Here is an 18,634-nt window from a genome sequence, read left to right on the forward strand (position 1 = left end):
TTGCAGCAGCCTGCTGCTGGAAATGCAGCAGGCTGCGGTCAGCCTTACAGCTTGCCGCTGAAGGTCAGGCCGTACCAGCGCGGATACGGGTTAGGCGAGTAGCTGCTCCATGCCGGTTCGTGCGCGCGGTTGTCGGTCAGGTTCTTGACGATCAGGCTGACGTCGAAGCCGCTCTTGAAACCCAGGCCAATGGCGAAGTCGGTGATGGCATTCCCCGGCACCACGCCATACGAAGACAGTGTGTCGGTATTGTTATAGCGGCTGGTGAACGCGGTGTTGAAGCTGGTGTGGAACTGTTTGTTGCCCCACACCGGCACGCGGTACTCGGCGCCGACGTTGCCGGTCCACTTGGCCACACCCGGCAGTGTCAGACCGCTCTGGTCAACGTAGGCGGCGGCCAGGTAAGCCTGTTCATCCGGCTTGGCCGCCAGCGGGAAGCTGACGTAGCGCGCATCCGTATAGGCGCCCGCCACGCGGATGCTCAGGTTGGGAATGCCGGAATAGACCGCATCCAGCTCTAGTCCGCGCGCGCGCGCTTTGGGCACGTTGCCCTGTGCCGTCACGTAAGCCAGCGGATTGGCCTGGCCGTTGGCGATATTGGTCTGGGTGGTGAAGTCGTCCACCACACGCACCGTCGACTGGTAGTCGCGAATATTCATCTGGTAGATATCCGCATTGATGATCAGCGTATTTTTCAGCAGACTGGATTTCAGACCCAGTTCGAAGGCATTGGTCTTCTCTGGCCGGACATTGGCGGACAGGCCATTGACGTTGAGCGCAGAGCCGGATTTTTCGCCGTACTGCCAGGTGAGGTAGCCGGTGACATCGTTGCTGAAGCGGTAGCTCGGCCCTAGTGTGCCGGTCCACAGGTTGTCGCTGTAGTAGCTGGTGATGCCGCTGATTAGCTGGCCGATCTGGCCGGCGCGCAGCGACTTGGCTGCTGCCACCTGCGCCAGCTGGGCAGCGGTCAGTGCGCTGTAGGAAGCCGCCCCGAAGTAGCGGTTGGCCACTGCATCTGCCACTGCCTGCTGTGTCGCAGTGTTACCTGCGGCGAGTGCGCCAGTGCTGGTGGAGTTGAATCCACCCAGCGCGACACCGCGTACCGCAACCGGATTCAGTGCGGCACCGGCGCCGTTGGCAGTCAGGAAGCGGATGTCGGTGGTGTTGCGGTTTTCATGCGTCAGGCGCAGACCGCCATTGACGCTGAGTTCATCCGTGGTGTGCCAGGTGGCGTTGCCGTAGATGGCGGAGCTCTTGGTGTGGACGATGGTGTCGCCTTTGGCGATGGCGTCGTCCAGCGAGTCTTTCAGCAGGGCCAGGCCCGCGCCACGGTTGATGCCGGCGTTGCGATCCAGCGCGTTGTACTGGGCGGTGGTGGCGAACCAGGCGCCTGCATCCGAACCCCAGCCGGTCTTGGAGGCGATATCGTCGTCCGTTTTCAGATAGAACAGGCCAGCCACGTAGTCGACCGCGCTGCCTGGCTTGTTCTTGATTTTGAATTCCTGGCTGAACTGCTGGTAATCGACGCCACCGCCGCCATTGCGGTTGATGTCGAACGGCGTACCTTCATCGTTGTGGGCGTCGAAAGTGTACTTGCGGGTGGCAGTGATGGAGGTCAGCGTGTGGTTGGCGAGGTTCCAGGTCAGGTCGATCTGGCCGCCCTTGTTATGCACGGTCTGGCCCTGGTTTTCGTTGAAGTTGAGATTGTTGTCGCCGATGTAGTTGGCATCGTAAGTGTAGGGCGTGCCGTTGAAGTCGCGGCCCGCGAACCATGCGCGGCCGGGTGTAAAGACGCCGCTGGCGTTGGTGTAGCCAGCCAGCTTGGCGCGCGTGGTGGTGCCGCTTGGATCGGTCAGCGAACCATCGGCAAAACGGTCTGGCTGGTTCTTGTAGAAGGTCAGGCCATTTTGTACTTGCGGTGCGTGCGGTTCCAGGTCAAAGCTTACGCGGGCATTGAAGTCGGCCGATGGCGTGAACAGGAATTGCGTGCGGCCGCTGACGCGGTTCTTGTTATACAGGCTGTAGTTGCTGTCGAAATTGTTGACGTAGTAGCCGCGGCTGCGGTCCACCACAAACGAACCGCGCCAGGCCAGCAGGTCGTCGATGATGGGACCACCGAGATTGGCCTTGGCGATCAGCGTGTCGCGCTGGCCGTAAGTGATCTGGTAGTCGGCGCTCGGGTAGAACGATGGGCGCCTGGTGTTGACGCTGACGACACCCGAACTGGCGCCTTTGCCGCCCAGCGTACCTTGTGGGCCGCGCGTGACATCGACCGAGTCCACATCATAGAAATCGAAGTTGGCCAGCTGCGACAGGCCATAAGCCACGCCGTCCACCACCATGCCAACGCTTGGGTCTTGCGTTTCGGTGAAGGAGCGTTTGCCCAGGCCGCGTATCGACAGCGAAGCACCGCGCGTGTTGTTCTGGTTGAACTGGATACCTGCGCTGCGCCTGGTGATGGCGCTGAGATCCTGCGCCAGTTCTCGCTCCAGTTCATTGCCGCTGATGACGGAGACCGACAGCGGCACGTCTTTCAGCAGTTCGATTTTCTTCTTGCCGCGTACGGTGATTTCACCCAGGGCTTGCGGTTCCTCCGCTGCAGCCGGTTCAGCAGCAACTGGCGCAGCCACTTCGGCCGCCACCGGCACGGACACGCCGCCTTGTGCCGAAAGGGCTTGTTTCAGTTTGGCGTTCTCGGCGAGCACGCGCGCAATTTCGGCCTGGAGTTCGGCGACGGTCGGCGGATCAGCGGCAAGCACGGATCCCGATGCCAGCAGGCCGAGGGAGGCAGCGACGGCGGCGGTGAGCGGCGCCACACGGAAATGCTGTCGTGATAAGGCCTTCTGCGTTTTGCTCATTAGTTTATTCTCCTGAGATGGTGGTGTGTGTAATGCCACCTATTTCGCAAGGAGCGTGCCATCGTGCCGCAGAGATGAAGGCATAAGCTTATGCCTCAACAAATCCGGGCCTCCGCGCGTCGCCGTCGTTTGCGGCTGGGTTTTTCACAGCTGGTGAAATTGCAACAGCGCTGCTGGCCAAGCTGGTGCCCAGCCAGCATCATGCAAGTGGTGGATAGCATGGAAAGCCAGCAAATACGGGCTTTCCTTGAGTGGCACGATGCTTGCAACCGCTGGTGAACGAGAACTGTCTCATTCATTAGGAAAGCGAGCTACATCATGAAGAAAATCAAAACCGCAGTGCTGGCACTGGCGCTGGTTTCCAGCGTTTCCGCCTGGGCGCAACAGGCGCAGCCCTGGACTTACAAAACCAAACAACTGGAGCGCGCGGAAGTTGACGCCTTGCTGGCGGCGCCGGACAAGCTGGTGGTGCTGGATGTGCGCCGTCCGGATGAAGTGGTGAGCAAGGGCAGCTTCCCCGTGTTCCTGAACATCCAGGCCAAGGACGTGGAAAACCGCCTGGCCTATATTCCTAAAGACCGCGTGATCGTTACCGTGTCCAACCATGCACACCGCGCCGGTGCGATTGGCGACCTGCTGACGGCCAAAGGCTTCAAGGTCGCCGGTGCTGCCGGCTCCGAAGACTACGAGGCGCTGGGCGGCAAGATTGTCCGCATTACGCCACCAGCACCTGCGGCACCGGCCAAGCAGGTCGCCGCAGCAGGCCAGAACTGATCACTCGGCCATGAACAAGCGCGCCGTCATCGAGGAACTTGTGCAACCCGCGGTTGCCGTCGCGCCGCCGCGCAAGCGGATATTGGTGTGGGATCTGCCGACACGGGTCTTTCACTGGTCGCTGGTCGCCGCAGTGACGGTTGCCCTCATCACCGGCGAGATCGGCGGTGACTGGATGCCGGTGCATGGCAAGGCTGGCCTGGCGATTGTGGGGCTGGTGACCTTCCGTCTGGTATGGGGCGTGATCGGCGCAACGCATGCGCGCTTTGCCAGCTTCGCGCCGACGTTGTCTTCATTACGCGCTTATCTGCGCGGCCGCTGGAAAGGGCAGGGCCACAACCCGCTGGGTGCCTTGTCGGTGTTTGCCTTGTTGTTATTGCTGGCGGCGCAGGTGGGTACCGGCTTGTTCGGCACGGACGAAATCTCGTTCAGCGGTCCGCTGGCGTCGCTGGTGGAAGAGGCGACCTCGCTACGGCTCACAGGCTGGCATCAGAAGCTGACCTACCTGCTGTTTGCGCTGCTGGCGGTGCACGTGCTGGCAATTGCGGTCTACCTGGTGCTCAAGAAGGACAACCTGGTCAAGCCCATGGTCACCGGCTGGAAAGAGGTTCACCATGGTGTATCGGCGCGGCCGGGCAGCTGGCCTGCGCTGGTGATTGCGCTGGCAGCGGCAGCAGCAGCGGTGTACTTCGCCAGCGGCACGCACTGACGCCGCACTGTTTAGCCGGTGCTTCGGCACTGCTGCACACGCAGCAGATTTTAAGTCTTCGGCATCGCCTATATCAATGAAATCAGTCACTTAGCTTCGGGCACGGAATCTGCTCAAAGACGAACAGGAATAACAGAGAAAGGGCCTCATCATGACCGCACTGAGTTTTGAGAGCATCAACTATTCACCACGCCGCGCTGCTGTACGGCGTCAGGCGCTGCCGGTGTCGCGTCTGAAGGTTGTCGAGGTAGCGCCACCAGCCAGTGTGGCTGCCGCGCGGCCTGGCACGGTGGGCCAGCCGGGGAACAAGATCGGCATTGCTGCGCTGGTGGGCGTGGCGGTGCTGCTGCATGCGGGTGTCTACATCTCGCTGCATCAGGGCGGACATATCGATCCGCTGCCTGCCAAGGCGCCGGAGCCGCTGGCGATTGAGTTTGCACCGCCGCCACCGCCGCCACCGGAACCGCCCAAGGTGCAGCCACAGGTGGCCAAGGCGCCGGTGCCACAGCGCGCCGCGCCGCAAGTACCCGTGGTGCAGCAGGCGCCGGTGGATGATGGACCACCCAGTGCAAACACGGTACAGGTAGCGACACCAGCGCCCCCCGCCCCCGTGGCTGCAGCGCCCGCGCCACCACCACCGGAGCCGGTGACCGAGCCACGCGGCTTCGCGGGCTACAAGAACAATCCGCCGCCGGAATATCCATCGCTGGCGCAGGACCGTGGCCTGCAGGGGCAGGTGATCCTGAAGGTGCGCGTGCTGGCTTCGGGCAAGCCGGAAGCCGTGACGGTCGATAAATCCAGCGGCCACAAGATTCTTGACGATGCCGCCATCAAGGCAGTCACCGCCTGGTCCTTCGATCCTGCCAAGCGTGGCCAGACGCCTATCGATGGCTGGGTCAAGGTGCCGTTGAATTTCAAACTTTCTTAACTTTACAGCGAGAGCTTATCCATGTCTTCTTACTACTTAGATCTTATCGTTCAAGGCTCCCTGTATGCGCTGGTGCTGTTCTCCATCGTCACCTGGGTACTGATCCTGGTGAAGGGCGTACAGCATTACCGTGTCAGCAAACGGGATAAACAATTTACCAAACAGTTCTGGAGCGCCAGTACGCTGGATGCGGCCAGTGCGCTGGCCAGCGATGCCAGTCCCAAGGCGCGCCTGGCGAATGTGGGCTTTGATGTGCTGCACGTGAGCGAATCCGGTGGCGGCAACGATCTGGAACATAGCTGGGACAGGCAAGAACTGCTGGAACGCCACCTGCGCCAGCAAATCCAGAAGGAATACCAGTCGCTGGAAAGCGGCCTGGCGGTGCTGGCCTCCATCGGCAGTACGGCGCCTTTCGTTGGCTTGTTCGGCACTGTGTTTGGCATCATCCACGCGCTGAGCGCCATCGGCAAGAGCGGTTCGGCCAGTATCGACGTGGTGGCCGGCCCGATTGGCGAGGCGCTGATCGCTACCGGTGTCGGTATCGCGGTGGCAGTACCAGCAGTACTGGCGTTTAACTTCTACGTACGTCGCCTGAAGGTGACGGCGGCCGAACTGGATAACTACGCCACCGACTTCGTCAACCTGGCGCAGAAGAACGGCTTCCGTGTCGCCCGCCCAGTGTCCAAGGGCGTATCGCAGACAGTGCGCCCGGCGGTGGCGCCGCAGCAGGGAGCATTCGCATAATGGCTTTCACGACTGGACGCGACAGCAGCGACGTTGTCAGTGAAATCAACATCACGCCGCTGGTGGACGTGATGCTGGTATTGCTGGTGACGTTCATCCTCACCGCGCCGCTGCTGAACAATGCGGTGCGCATCAACCTGCCCAAGACCTCGACCACCACGCCGAACAATCCATCGAAAACGGTGACGGTCAGTATCGACGGCAGCAACAAGATCTTTATCGACAAGCGTGAAGTGGAACCGGCATCGCTGGAACCTGAACTCCGGCAGCTGGTTGACCAGAATCCGGAGCTGGCGCTAAGCCTCCAGGCCGACCAGGGCGTACCATACCGCGCAGTGGCCAAGGTGATTGCCAACATCCAGCGCTCCGGCGTGAGCAAGCTGTCGGTATTGACGGAGCCGGGCGGTTGAAAACCAGGCGTTTACTGACGTTGCTGGCGTTGGCCGGCGTGGTGGCTGCCAGCTACGTGCTGCTGGTGCGTCCACAGGCGGCACATGCCGTGACGGCACCCGCAGCGGCCGCACCGCGTGGCGGTGTGCCGCTGGTGCGGCTGGCTGCCGCTGAACAGCGCGATGTAGCGGTCGAAGTGGAGGCCAATGGTACGGTCGTGCCGCTGAGTAGCGTCGAGATACGTCCTCACGTCACGCGCCAGCTGACGCAGGTGCATGTGAAGGAAGGGCAGTTCGTCGCAGCTGATACCTTGCTGTTTTCACTGGATGACCGGGGCGAGCGCGCGGCGTTGGATCGCGCACAGGCGCAGCTGGACCGCGACCAGGCGGTACTGGCGGATCTGGAGCGCCAGTACCGGCGCAGCAGCGAGCTGTCGTCGCAGAAGTTCATCTCGGCCAGCGCTGCCGATGGCGTGCAAACGCAGGTAGAAAGCCAGCGCGCGCTGGTGCAAGCCGATCTTGCCGCAGTGCGCTCTGCGCAGGTCGATCTGAGTTATACCGCAATACGTGCGCCATCTGCTGGCAGGGTGGGTGTCGTCAACGTATATGCCGGTAGCCTGGTGCAGGCCAATGCCGTGCTGGCGAGTGTGACGCAGATCGATCCGATCGCGGTGAGTTTCACCGTACCCGAAAAAGGTGTGGCCGCCCTGCTGGGGGCAGCGAAGTCCGGCCCGGTGGCCGTGAGCGCAGCGTTACCGGACGCTGTGCTCACGGGCCGCCTGAGTTTTATCGATAGCAGCGTGGATGCCGTGGCAGGCGTCATCCGCATCAAGGCGCAGTTTGATAATGCGGATACCCGTCTTTGGCCGGGACAGTATGTGCAGACGCGCATTACACTGTCCAGGCTGCGCGGCGCCGTTGTCGTGCCGCTGGCGGCCATCATCACGCAGAGTGACGGAGCGCTGGTGTACTCGGTCGACGAGCAGCAGTCGGCGCGTCCGCGCAAGGTACGGCTGCTGCATGCTTTCGGCAACCTGGCCGCAGTGGATGGCTTGAAGGTGGGGGAGCGTGTCGTGATTGAGGGTAAACAGAACCTGCGCCCTGGTGTGAAAGTCAATGTTGGCAAGGATGCGCTACTGGCGAATGCAGGGAGCCGCCCTTGAATATTTCTGAACTGTGCATACGGCGCCCTGCGCTGGTGTTTGTGCTGGCGATGGCGCTGGTCGCTGCCGGCATTCTGGCCTGCTTTCGTCTCCCTGTAGCAGCACTGCCCAGCTATAACACACCGGTGATCAACGTTAACGCTGATCTGCCGGGCGCCAGTCCGGAGACGATGGCGTCTTCGGTCGCGCTGCCGCTGGAGAAGCAGTTCGCCACCATCGCCGGACTGAATCTGATTACTTCCAGCAGCTCGCCCGGCACCACTTCGCTGACGCTGGAGTTTGATCCTAGCATTGATATCAATGTCGCCGCGCTGGATGTGCAGGCGGCGTTGCTACGCGCGCAGCGCGCACTGCCGCAGGAAGTGACCGAGCTGCCGTCCTACCGCAAGACCAATCCCGCCGATGGACCGACCTTGTTCATCGTGCTGAATTCGCCGTCATTGAGCCTGACCGAGTTGAACGACTTTGCCGAGAACCTGATCGCGCCCAGCATCTCGACGCTGGATGGCGTGGCGCAGGTCAACGTCAATGGCCAGAAGCGCTTTGCCGTGCGCGTTCGCGCCGACCTTGATAAACTCAATGCACGCAATCTGACGCTGGACGAACTGGCGAACGCGGTCAAGTCGGCCAACTCCAATTCGCCATTGGGCATTATCGAAGGCCCGGACCAGACACTGACCATCCAGGCCGACGCGCGCCTGATGAAGGCCGCGCAGTTTTCCGACCTGATTATCGCTACCCGCAATGGCTTGCCGGTGCGGCTCAAAGATGTCGCCACGCTGGAGGACAGCTTCCAGTCCGTCCGCACCAGTGCCTATTACAACAATGCCAGCTCGGTGGTGCTGCAGGTGCAGCGCCAGCCGAATGCCAATACCGTGCAGGTGGTCGATGCCGTACGCCGCCTGCTGCCGCTGCTGCAACAGCAACTGCCTGCCTCGATCACGGTCACGCTGAGCGGCGACAGTTCGCTGTCGATTCGCGACGCCATCCATGACGTCAATATCACGCTGGGGTTGACGGTGGTGCTGGTGGTGCTGGTGATATTCCTGTTCCTGCGCCGCGCATCTGCCACGCTGATTCCCGCCGTGACGCTGCCGATTTCGCTGCTGGGCGCGATGGTGCTGTTCTACTGGCTCGGCTACAGTCTGAATAACGTCTCGCTGCTGGGCATTACGCTGGCGGTAGGTCTGGTGGTGGATGACGCCATTGTGGTGCTGGAGAATATCGTGCGCCATATCGAACAAGGCGAGCCGCCGTTGAAAGCGGCACTGCGCGGTTCGCGCGAGATGGGCTTTACCATCGTCTCGATTTCCGTCTCGCTGGTGGCCGTGTTCATTCCCATCTTCTTCATGCCAGGCGTGATCGGACTGCTGTTCCATGAATTTGCCGTGGTGGTGTCGTTGTCGATTCTGGTATCGGCGCTGGTGTCGCTGACGCTGGTGCCGATGCTGGCCAGCCGCCTGCTGACCCATGGCGACGCGGCGCATACCGGCGGCAATGTGGTGGTACGTGTCTTCGACACGGGGTTCACCTGGCTGGCCCGGATTTATGAGCGTACGCTGGACTGGGGGCTGCGCCATCGCGGACTGGTGCTGCTGGCTGCGCTGGCCAGCCTGGTGCTGACGGCCGTGCTGTATCAAACCATCCCCAAAGGGTTTTTCCCGGAAGAGGATCTGGGCCGCGTGCGCGTGATTACCGAAGCAGCGGAAGACGTGTCCATGCCAGCGTTGATGGCGTTGCAGGCCAAGGTCGCCCGTGTGATTCAGGCCGATCCCAATGTCTTGGGCGTGCTGTCGTTTACTGGGCCGGGTGGGCCGGGCGGCGGCACCAGTGCGTCCAGCGGCCGCCTGATCGTCACGCTCAAGTCCAAGGGCGAACGTGCGAGCATGAAGGAGGCGCTGGATTCGATGCGCAAGGCTGCCCGCACCGTGCCGGGCATTGTCGTGTATATGAGCCCCATGCAGAACCTGCAACTGGGTGGCCGTTCCAGCAAGAGCCGCTACCAGTACACGCTGCAAAGCGTCACGCCGGATGCACTGGACGGCTGGGTGGAAAAAATCATGCAGGCGATGCGCGCCGATCCGATCTTCCGTGACGTCACCAGCGATACGCAGAACAAGGGCTTGCAGGCCACGCTCGACATTGACCGTGACAAGGCCAATGGCCTCGGTGTGCAGATGGCCGATGTGCGCAGCGCGCTGTATCTCGCCTTTGGCGACCGCCAGATCTCTACGATCTATGCGCCCAGTGCGAGCTACCAGGTCATCATGGAAGCGGCGGACCGCCAGTATGTGCATGCGCTGGACAAGATCAGCGTGCGAGGCAGCGGCGGCACGCTGGTGCAGCTATCCAGCTTTACACGCGTGGTGCGTACGGTAGGGCCGACGGCGGTCAACCATCATGGCCAGCTACAGGCGATCACGCTGTCGTTCAACCTGGCGCCGGATGTGGCGCTTGGCAACGCTACCGCGCGCATTGATGCTATCGGCAAGGAGATCGAGCTACCGGCAACCATCATCACCAAATATGGCGGCGAGGCGGCGGTGTTCAAGGACACGCTCTCCAGCCAGGTGATCCTGATTGCCATTGCGCTGCTGGTGATCTACGTGCTGCTGGTGGTGCTGTATGAAAGCTATATCCATCCGCTGACGATTCTGGCCGGCCTGCCTTCCGCCGCGGTGGGCGCGCAGATTACGCTGCGCCTGTGCGGCATGGACCTGACGCTGATCGCCACCATCGGCATCCTCATGCTGGTGGGGATCGTCAAGAAGAACGCCATCATGATGATCGACTTTGCGCTCGATGCGCAGCGTACGCAGGGCATGCCTGCTGCGCAGGCGATCCGCGCGGCCTGCATCCAGCGCTTCCGTCCCATCATGATGACTACGCTGGCGGCCCTGATGGGCGCCTTGCCGCTGGCTTTCGGCTGGGGTGCGGGCGCCGAACTGCGCCAGCCGCTCGGGCTGGCCGTGGTGGGCGGCCTGCTGCTTTCTCAGGTGATCACGCTGTACATCACACCGGTGATTTATCTGGTCCTGGACCGCTATAGCGGCACGGGGCCGATGACTGACCAGCAGATGGCGGCGCGCATCGCCAGTATCACACTGGTGCCGCCTGTTGCGGCAACCGGCAATAATCAACTTGTCCAAAGGGCGAACTACTAATGCTGTTGAAAAAACTGATGCACTCGGCGCTGCTGTTCGGCGCCATCGCGGGCGCTGCCCATGCAGCCGATATCACGCTGCTCAATGTGTCCTACGATCCGACGCGTGAGCTATACCAGGACTTCAACGCTGCTTTCGCCAAACAGTGGAAGGCCAAGACGGGCGACAGCGTCACCGTCAAGCAATCGCACGGTGGCTCCGGCAAGCAGGCGCGCACCGTGATCGACGGCCTGGATGCAGACGTCGTGACGCTGGGCCTGGCCTACGATATCGATGAAGTGGCCGAACATGGTTTGCTCGACAAGAGCTGGCAGAAGCGCCTGGCGCATAACAGCACGCCGTATTCGTCGACCATCGTGCTGCTGGTCCGCAAAGGCAACCCGAAAGGCATCAAGGACTGGAATGATCTGGTGAAGCCGGGTATTTCCGTCATCACGCCGAATCCGAAAACTTCCGGCGGCGCGCGCTGGAACTATATCGCAGCCTGGGGCTATGCGCTGAAACAGAAGGGCGGCAACGAGGCCACCGCCAAGGACTTCATCAGCAAGCTGTATAAAAACGTGCCGGTGCTGGATTCCGGCGCGCGCGGTTCGACCGTCACCTTCGTTGAACGCGGCATCGGCGATGTGCTGATCGCGTGGGAGAACGAAGCCTTCCTGGCGATCAAGGAACTGGGGCCAGACAAGGTGGACATCGTGGTGCCGTCGGTCAGCGTGCTGGCCGAGCCGCCGGTCGCCATCGTCGACAAGGTCGCCGACAAGCGTGGTACCCGTAAAGTCGCGCAGGCTTACCTGGATTACCTGTATTCGGATGCGGGCCAGGAGATCATCGCCAAGAACTACTACCGCCCGACGGTGGAATCGGCAGCGAAAAAATACGGCAACCAGTTCCCGAAACTGAAACTGTTCACCATCAACGAAGTGGCAGGCAACTGGGCGCAGGCCCACAAGACCCACTTTGCGGATGGCGGCCTGTTTGACCAGCTGTATCAACCATCCGGCAAAGTCGCTCAGCAATAGCGTGTGCATACAAGCCGCCGGCAGGCGGCTTTGTCATTTCCAGGCGTGCCGTATGTGCTAGCCTCATCCCTGATGCGCTTAAGCCTTGCAGTCCATTGGTAGCACCGACAAAAATCCCACACACGTCGCTTTATCAACCACACCGATGGTGCGCTCGTTGACATGAAAGATTTGCCGGTGCTATAGTTTCTTCAACAAATGGAAACGCTTCCATTTAATTCATAAGTGAATAAACGATAGACAGGCGGACCAGGATCCGTCTGCGCGAGGAGACAGCATGTTGACAGCCAGCCCTGTGTTTACAGGCGATGGAGCGTTGCGCCCGTCGTCTTTGAAATCCCTCTCCCAACTGCTTGCGGTGCCCGCGCTGCTGCTGTGCGCGCTTGGCGCGGCACATGCGCAAACGGTGCAGGCGTGGGTCACCACCGGCGACCAGTCGCAGCTTTTGCAGCGCAACGCCGATGCGCAATTCAAGCCCGGCACGCAGGCGGCCACGATTATCGAGGTCGACCCCAGGCAGCGTTTCCAAGAGATGGTCGGCTTCGGCGCCGCCATCACCGATGCCTCCGCGTGGCTGATTCAAAACAAGCTCAACGAGCAGCAGCGCAGCGCCTTGCTCAATGAGTTGTTCGGCAAAGCGCCCGGCGCCGGTTTCAGCTTCACGCGCCTGACCATCGGTGCATCCGACTTCTCGCGCCACCACTACAGCTTTGACGATATGCCGGCCGGGCAGACCGATCCGGAGCTCAAGCACTTCTCGATCGATGCCAACCGCGCCGATGTGCTGCCCGTCACCAAGGCCGCGCTGGCGATCAACCCCAGGCTGCGCGTGATGGCGTCGCCATGGAGCGCGCCGGGCTGGATGAAATCCACCGATAGCCTGATCCAGGGCACGTTGAAACCAGAAGCTTTCGCGCCCTTCGCCAGCTACCTGTCACGCTACGTCAGCGCCTATGAAAAGGAAGGCGTGCCGATCTACGGGCTGACCTTGCAGAATGAACCGCACTTCGAACCAAAAGACTATCCCGGCATGCGCGTCGATCCGGCCAAGCGCGCCGCCTTTATTGGCGGCCATCTGGGGCCGGTGCTGGCCAAAGACCATCCGGGCACCCGCATCCTGGACTGGGATCACAACTGGGATGAACCCTGGTCGCCAGCCGATGTGCTCAAAGACGCCACCGCCAACAAATACGTGAGCGGTGTGGCCTGGCACTGCTACGGCGGCGACGTGCGCGTACAGGCGGCGCTGCACGACCGCTGGCCGGACAAGGAAACCTATTTCACTGAATGCTCAGGCGGCAAATGGGCGCCGGTGTGGTCGGACAATCTGCAGCACTTCGCCCGCACGCTGGTGATCGGCACCACGCGCGGCTGGGCCAAGGGCGTGCTGCTGTGGAACCTGGCGCTCGATGAAAACGATGGCCCGCACCTGGGCGGCTGCAAGGACTGCCGTGGCGTGGTCACCATCGACAGCCGCGACGGCAAGATCACCCGCAATGAAGAGTACTACGCGCTGGCCCATGCCAGCCGCTTCGTGCGCCAGGGCGCGCACCGCATCGCGTCCACCAGCGGCTATGGCGATCTCGATACGGTGGCCTTCCGCAATGCCGACGATGGGTCGACGGCGTTGATGGTGGTGAACTCGGCCAAGGCGCCGCGCAGCTTTGCCGTGCGCGTCGGCCAGCGCAGTTTCGATTACACCTTGCCGGCGGCCAGCGTCGCCACCTTCACCTGGAAATAACCCCTGCACTGCCGTGCTTTGCCACGGCATTTTTTTCAGTCGGCATGGAAGCGCTTCCGCACGTCGGCGGATGAAGCGCACCAACCGCAGGACTGCATGACCAGCAGCACCGCACCACAGCCTTTCCGTTGAAAACTATAAAAGAGAGATGAAAATGCGTCATAAAACACAGCACTACACAATCAGAATGACCCCGATCGCCGCCGCCTGCGCCGCACTGGTGTTTGCCGCCGGCCCGGCCCACGCCCAGCAGGCTGGCGGTCCGCAAGCCAACAAGGCGGATGACGCCGCAGTCCAGGAGGTGGTGGTGACCGGTATCCGCCGCAGCATCGAAACCTCGATGGCGATCAAGCGCGATGCCGACGCCATCGTCGAAGCGGTGACGGCGGAAGACATCGGCAAGCTGCCCGACGTGTCGATTGCGGAATCGATCGCGCGCCTGGCCGGCCTGACCGCACAGCGCGTTGAAGGCCGCGCGCAAGTCATCTCGATCCGCGGCCTGGCGCCGGACTTTTCCACCACGCTGCTGAATGGCCGCGAGCAAGTCTCGACCAGCAATAACCGTGGCGCGGAATACGACCAGTACCCATCCGAACTGATTAACGGCGTGACCGTGTACAAGACGCCGGATGCGTCGCTGGTGTCGGGCGGCCTGTCGGGCACGGTGGACCTGCAGACCGTGCGGCCACTGGATGTCCGCCAGCGCACTGTTGTGCTGAATGCGCGCGGCGAGCACAACTCCAACGGCAAGCTCAACTCCAATACCTCGGCCAACGGCAACCGCCTGAGCGCTTCGTATGTGGACCAGTTCCTCAACAACACGCTGGGCGTGGCGATTGGCTATGCTCACCTGGATTCGCCAGGCCAGCAGCAGGAATACAAATCGTGGTGGTGGGGTACCAACCGCAACCTGCCGGCCGACATGGCGAACGTGGTCACGCTGAATGGCGCCGAAGTGACGGCCTCGTCGCGCGAGCAGAAACGCGATGGCCTGATGGCGGTGGTTGAATACCGTCCAACCAAGGAATTCCGTACCACGCTGGACTTGTATTATTCCGAGTTCAAGCAAAACACCACGATGCGTGGCCTGATGTGGAATTCGAACCAGGACAATCCGATCCGCTATCTCAATCCGCAAGTGGAAAACATCGGCGGCACGCGCCTGCTGGTGGGCGGCGCACTGACCAACCTGGAACCGATCGTGCGGAACGACTACAACCAGCGCAAGGACAAGCTGAGTGCGCTTGGCTGGAACAACACGTTCAAGAAAGATGGCTGGACCCTGGTGGGTGATCTGTCGTACTCGACCGCCAAGCGGCGCGAGGAAGTGCTGGAAACCTATGCCGGCCTCGGCCCTGCAGGCGCGGGCCGGACCGACAACAACTTCCAGTTCCACATCCCGACCGCCAGCGGCTTGCCGACCTTCACCCCGAGCATCAATTTCGCCGATCCAAACATCATCAAGCTCAACGACGTTGGCGGCTGGGGCAAGGATGCGGACATGCACCACCCGGTGGTGGAAGACAAGCTGGGTTCGGCCAAGTTCTCGGCCAAGAAAGAGCTGGATGGCTTCCTGCGCTATGTCGAGGGCGGCATCAACTACAGCAAGCGCGAGAAAACCCACGCCGACACCAACAATTACTGGTTCCTGAAAAACGGCCGCGCGCCGGCCACCGTATCGTCGGACCTGCTGCAGCCGTCTACCTCCTTGTCCTTCGCCGGCATTCCTGCAGTGATGAGCTATGACGTGCTGGGCGTGCTCAACAAGTACTACGACATGCAGCCGGCCCGTCCGAACGACCAGGCATTGCAGGACTGGGGCGTGACCGAGAAGATCACCACCGCCTACGGCAAGCTGGGCATCGACACCGACCTGGGGCCGATTCCCGTGCGTGGCGCGCTGGGCCTGCAAGCGGTCAACGTCGACCAGAAATCGCGCGGCGCCACCGTCAACGGCGGCACAGTGGGCAGCATCACCGGCGGCAAGAACTACACCGACTGGCTGCCGAGCCTGAACCTGAACTTCGACCTGGACAAATACCTGTCCACCACCAATCTGCGCCTGGGCGCGGCCAAGACGGTGGCGCGGCCGCAGATGTCGGACATGCGTGCCGGCGTTTCGGGCGGCGTCGACGCCACTACCCGCATGTGGAACGGCAGCGGCGGCAATCCGGACCTGGAACCATGGCGTGCCAACTCGTACGATCTGTCGATGGAAAAATACATCGGCAAGCGCAGCTATATCGCGGGCGCGCTGTGGTACAAGAAGCTGCAAAGCTATATCTACAACCAGCAGACCGCGTTCAGCTTTGCCGGCTTCCCGAATCCATCGGCAGTGATACCGCTGCAGGACATTGGCACACTGAACCGTCCGGCCAACGGCACGGGCGGCATGGTCAAGGGTGTGGAGCTGTCGGGTGCGCTGGATGCGGGCCTGCTGTGGGCGCCGCTGGAAGGCTTTGGCGTGACGGGCAGCATGTCCGGCACGGAAAGCTCGATCCATCCGAATGGTCCGGGCACCAAGGAGAAGCTGCCGGGTCTGTCGGGCGTGGTATCCAACTTCACCGTGTACTACGAGAAGGATGGCTACTCGGCGCGTGCCAGCCGCCGCTACCGTTCGGCTTATCGCGGCGAGGTGACCGGCCTGTTCGCCCAGCGTGCCTTCAGCGAGATTCTGGCCGAACGCCAGATCGACCTGCAACTGGGCTATGCGATCGAGGAAGGCACCTACAAAGGCCTGTCCTTCCTGTTCCAGGTGAATAACCTGAACAACTCGCCTTACCAGACGCGCCAGGGCGATCCGTTCTCGGGCGGCTCGTATGCGCCTGAGCGTTACACCACTTACGGCCGTCAGTTCCTGCTGGGATTGAACTACAAACTGTAAGTACGCTAGCGAACATAGGCGGCACAGCGGGTCGCCTATGGCCGGCGAGGAGTGATAGAATCGTCAGTCCTATCCTCCCGAAAAAGTGACTCTGCACGATGCAAGCGATCGACCCCGTAACGCTGGACAATTGTGCGGATGAACCGATACACATCCCGGGCAGTATCCAGCCGCATGGCGCCTTACTGGCATTCGATATGGCTGGCCTGCTGCTGGCCTGGAGCGACAACGCCGCCCAGCTGCTGGGCTTGACGCTGGCGCTGGGCACGCCGCTGGCGCAACTGCCGCTGCGGGCCGAAGTGCAGGCGGCCGCCACCGATTGCGTGGACAGCATGGAGGATGGCGAAGCGCCGGCCATTGCGCTGGAAGTGGCCATCGGACCGCTGCGTTTCGACTGCATCGTCCACGCCTACCAGGGCCGTCTTATCGTCGAGTTCGAGTTGCGCGATGTGCCCAGCGATGCGGTGGCTGCCTTTGCGCTGAAGGCGCATGCCGCCATTGACCGTCTCAAGCGGCAGAAATCGATTGACGCGCTGCTGCAGCTGGCAACCGAGCAGGTGCGCGCCATCACCGGCTTCGACCGCGTGATGGCCTACCGTTTTCACCAGGACGACAGCGGCGATGTGACGGCCGAGGCGCGCCGCGAGGACCTGGAACCCTACCTGGGCCGGCGCTATCCGGCCAGCGACATTCCGGCGCAGGCGCGCCGGCTGTACATCATCAACACGCTGCGCCTGATTGCCGACACCGGCTACACGCCATCGCCGCTGCGCGGCCGCGCTGGCGATGCGCCGCTGGACCTGAGCCATAGCGTGCTGCGCAGCGTGTCGCCGATCCACATCGAGTATTTGCAGAACATGGGCGTCGGTGCGTCGATGAGCGTATCGATCGTGGTGGCGGGCCGCCTGTGGGGCTTGCTGGCCTGCCATCACATGCTGCCCTTGCAGGTGCCGTATTCGATCCGCATGGCGGCCGATGTGATGGCGCAGGTGCTTGCTTCGCTGGTGCAGTCGATCGAAGCGCGCGAGCGCGCCAGGCTGGTCGAAGCCTCGGCCGAAGTGCGTACCCGCGTGATGGAGACCCTGCTGCACCACGACGAACCGGCCCGCGCGCTGCTGCAGCATGCGCCAGCGCTGTGCCAGTCGCTGCAGGCGGAGGCGCTGGTGGTGACGCAGTACGGCAAGGTGATGGTGCATGGCGAGGTCGATGCCGAACTGGCCGCGCGCATGGTGGCGTCGCTGCCGGAAGGCGGCGCCGACCTGGTCGAGCGCAGCGCCATCGGTGACTGGCCATTGGAGATGCAGGCGGCGCTGGCGCCGTGGGCCGGCCTGCTGGCGCTGCGGTTTGACCCGGCCACCGGCGGCTGGCTGCTGGCCTTGCGGCGCGAACAGATCCACACCATCCGCTGGGCCGGAAGGCCGGAAAAAGTGGTGCGTACCGGCCCGCTCGGACCGCGCCTGACGCCACGCGGCTCGTTCGATGAATGGCGTGAGATGGTGCGCGGCCGCGCCGTGTCCTGGGACGCGGCCGAGAAACTGGCGGCCAGCCAGCTGCTGGGCGAGATGCACCGCGCCAGCATGGCCAAGCATGTGGAAACCGACCGCGCCCGCGCGCAGCTGCTGGCCATGCTGGGCCACGACGTGCGCGGCCCGCTGCATTCGATCAATATGGCGGCCACGGTGCTGCAGCATGGCGGCGCCGCCAGCACCATGAGCACGCGCATCCAGGCGTCCAGCACGCGCATGGAGCGCCTGATCAGCCAGGTGCTGGACATGAGCCGCATCAACGGCGGCCTGGGTCTCGGCCTGGAGCGCAGCGAGGTCGACCTGGTGCTGCTGCTGCAGGATCTGCTCGATGAGGTACGCACGGCCCACGCCGATTTGCGTATCGATGCCAGCATGCCGGCCACGCTGAGCGCGCTGGTGGATGGCGACCGCATGATGCAGGTCGTAAGCAACCTGGTCAGCAATGCGCGCCACCATGGCATGCATGGCGAGCCCATCGAAGTGATACTGGCCGAGCAGGATGGCCAGGTCGTGCTGGAGGTGCGCAATGTGGCGCCGCCGATTCCTGCCGAGCTGCTGCCGATGTTGTACAGCCCGCTCAAGCACGCCTCGGTCGGCAATGTCCGCAACCGTGGCGGCCTGGGCCTGGGCTTGCACATCGCCCAGGAAATCGTGCAGCAGCACGGCGGCCAGATCGCCTACCGGTATGACAAACTGCAGGTAGTGTTTGCCGTCACGCTGCCGCGCGCCGGGTAA

12 protein-coding genes are annotated in these 18,634 nt (G+C 62.4%); 11 read left to right on the plus strand and 1 reads right to left on the minus strand.

Annotation, left to right across the window (positions count from 1 at the left end):
* Window positions 1-44: 44 nt before the first annotated feature.
* On the minus strand, window positions 45-2,858 hold the full coding sequence (locus tag BUA36_RS23285) for a TonB-dependent receptor (protein ID WP_072787951.1): 2,814 nt from the start codon (window positions 2,856-2,858) through the stop codon (window positions 45-47).
* Window positions 2,859-3,176: 318 nt separating this feature from the next.
* On the opposite strand from BUA36_RS23285, the gene BUA36_RS23290 reads away from it, so the two are divergent.
* From BUA36_RS23290 to BUA36_RS23340, 11 genes are all read left to right on the plus strand, one after another.
* Window positions 3,177-3,632: a rhodanese-like domain-containing protein gene (locus BUA36_RS23290; protein WP_072787953.1), complete on the plus strand. Its 456-nt coding sequence runs from the start codon at window positions 3,177-3,179 to the stop codon at window positions 3,630-3,632.
* Window positions 3,633-3,642: 10 nt separating this feature from the next.
* Window positions 3,643-4,341 (plus strand): cytochrome b/b6 domain-containing protein, encoded by a 699-nt coding sequence (locus tag BUA36_RS23295; RefSeq protein WP_084560311.1) that lies wholly within the window; start codon window positions 3,643-3,645, stop codon window positions 4,339-4,341.
* 151 nt (window positions 4,342-4,492) lie between these two features.
* Complete coding sequence (locus BUA36_RS23300; protein WP_072787955.1) at window positions 4,493-5,269, plus strand: energy transducer TonB; 777 nt, start codon at window positions 4,493-4,495, stop codon at window positions 5,267-5,269.
* A 21-nt stretch (window positions 5,270-5,290) separates the two neighbouring features.
* Entirely contained in the window at window positions 5,291-6,013 is a 723-nt protein-coding gene (locus tag BUA36_RS23305) for a MotA/TolQ/ExbB proton channel family protein (RefSeq protein WP_072787958.1), read from the plus strand.
* Complete coding sequence (locus BUA36_RS23310) at window positions 6,013-6,423, plus strand: ExbD/TolR family protein (protein WP_072787960.1); 411 nt, start codon at window positions 6,013-6,015, stop codon at window positions 6,421-6,423. The genes BUA36_RS23305 and BUA36_RS23310 overlap by 1 nt, the downstream gene beginning before the upstream one ends.
* Window positions 6,420-7,565 carry an efflux RND transporter periplasmic adaptor subunit gene (locus BUA36_RS23315; protein ID WP_072787963.1) on the plus strand — a complete coding sequence of 382 codons (1,146 nt, stop codon included), beginning with the start codon at window positions 6,420-6,422 and terminating at the stop codon, window positions 7,563-7,565. The genes BUA36_RS23310 and BUA36_RS23315 overlap by 4 nt, the downstream gene beginning before the upstream one ends.
* Entirely contained in the window at window positions 7,562-10,729 is a 3,168-nt protein-coding gene (locus BUA36_RS23320) for an efflux RND transporter permease subunit (RefSeq protein ID WP_072787965.1), read from the plus strand. Before BUA36_RS23315 ends, BUA36_RS23320 begins: the two co-directional genes overlap by 4 nt.
* Window positions 10,729-11,748, plus strand: coding sequence for a sulfate ABC transporter substrate-binding protein (locus BUA36_RS23325; protein ID WP_072787967.1), 1,020 nt, complete (start codon window positions 10,729-10,731; stop codon window positions 11,746-11,748). Before BUA36_RS23320 ends, BUA36_RS23325 begins: the two co-directional genes overlap by 1 nt.
* Window positions 11,749-12,079: 331 nt before the next feature.
* Window positions 12,080-13,489, plus strand: coding sequence for a glycoside hydrolase family 30 protein (locus BUA36_RS23330; protein WP_229255790.1), 1,410 nt, complete (start codon window positions 12,080-12,082; stop codon window positions 13,487-13,489).
* A 187-nt stretch (window positions 13,490-13,676) separates the two neighbouring features.
* Window positions 13,677-16,373, plus strand: coding sequence for a TonB-dependent receptor (locus BUA36_RS23335; protein ID WP_229255791.1), 2,697 nt, complete (start codon window positions 13,677-13,679; stop codon window positions 16,371-16,373).
* A 98-nt stretch (window positions 16,374-16,471) separates the two neighbouring features.
* Window positions 16,472-18,634 carry an ATP-binding protein gene (locus BUA36_RS23340; RefSeq protein WP_072787969.1) on the plus strand — a complete coding sequence of 721 codons (2,163 nt, stop codon included), beginning with the start codon at window positions 16,472-16,474 and terminating at the stop codon, window positions 18,632-18,634.

This window comes from Duganella sacchari (genome assembly GCF_900143065.1).
In the GTDB taxonomy this organism is placed as follows: Bacteria; Pseudomonadota; Gammaproteobacteria; order Burkholderiales; family Burkholderiaceae_D; genus Rugamonas; species Rugamonas sacchari.

Excerpts from the sequence above, each read along its gene's own strand:
- BUA36_RS23285 (WP_072787951.1), bottom strand. The coding sequence starts at position 2,858 with ATGAGCAAAACGCAGAAGGCCTTATCACGACAGCATTTCCGTGTGGCG.
- BUA36_RS23290 (WP_072787953.1), top strand. The coding sequence starts at position 3,177 with ATGAAGAAAATCAAAACCGCAGTGCTGGCACTGGCGCTGGTTTCCAGC.
- BUA36_RS23295 (WP_084560311.1), top strand. The coding sequence starts at position 3,643 with ATGAACAAGCGCGCCGTCATCGAGGAACTTGTGCAACCCGCGGTTGCC.
- BUA36_RS23300 (WP_072787955.1), top strand. The coding sequence starts at position 4,493 with ATGACCGCACTGAGTTTTGAGAGCATCAACTATTCACCACGCCGCGCT.
- BUA36_RS23305 (WP_072787958.1), top strand. The coding sequence starts at position 5,291 with ATGTCTTCTTACTACTTAGATCTTATCGTTCAAGGCTCCCTGTATGCG.
- BUA36_RS23310 (WP_072787960.1), top strand. The coding sequence starts at position 6,013 with ATGGCTTTCACGACTGGACGCGACAGCAGCGACGTTGTCAGTGAAATC.
- BUA36_RS23325 (WP_072787967.1), top strand. The coding sequence starts at position 10,729 with ATGCTGTTGAAAAAACTGATGCACTCGGCGCTGCTGTTCGGCGCCATC.
- BUA36_RS23335 (WP_229255791.1), top strand. The coding sequence starts at position 13,677 with ATGACCCCGATCGCCGCCGCCTGCGCCGCACTGGTGTTTGCCGCCGGC.
- BUA36_RS23340 (WP_072787969.1), top strand. The coding sequence starts at position 16,472 with ATGCAAGCGATCGACCCCGTAACGCTGGACAATTGTGCGGATGAACCG.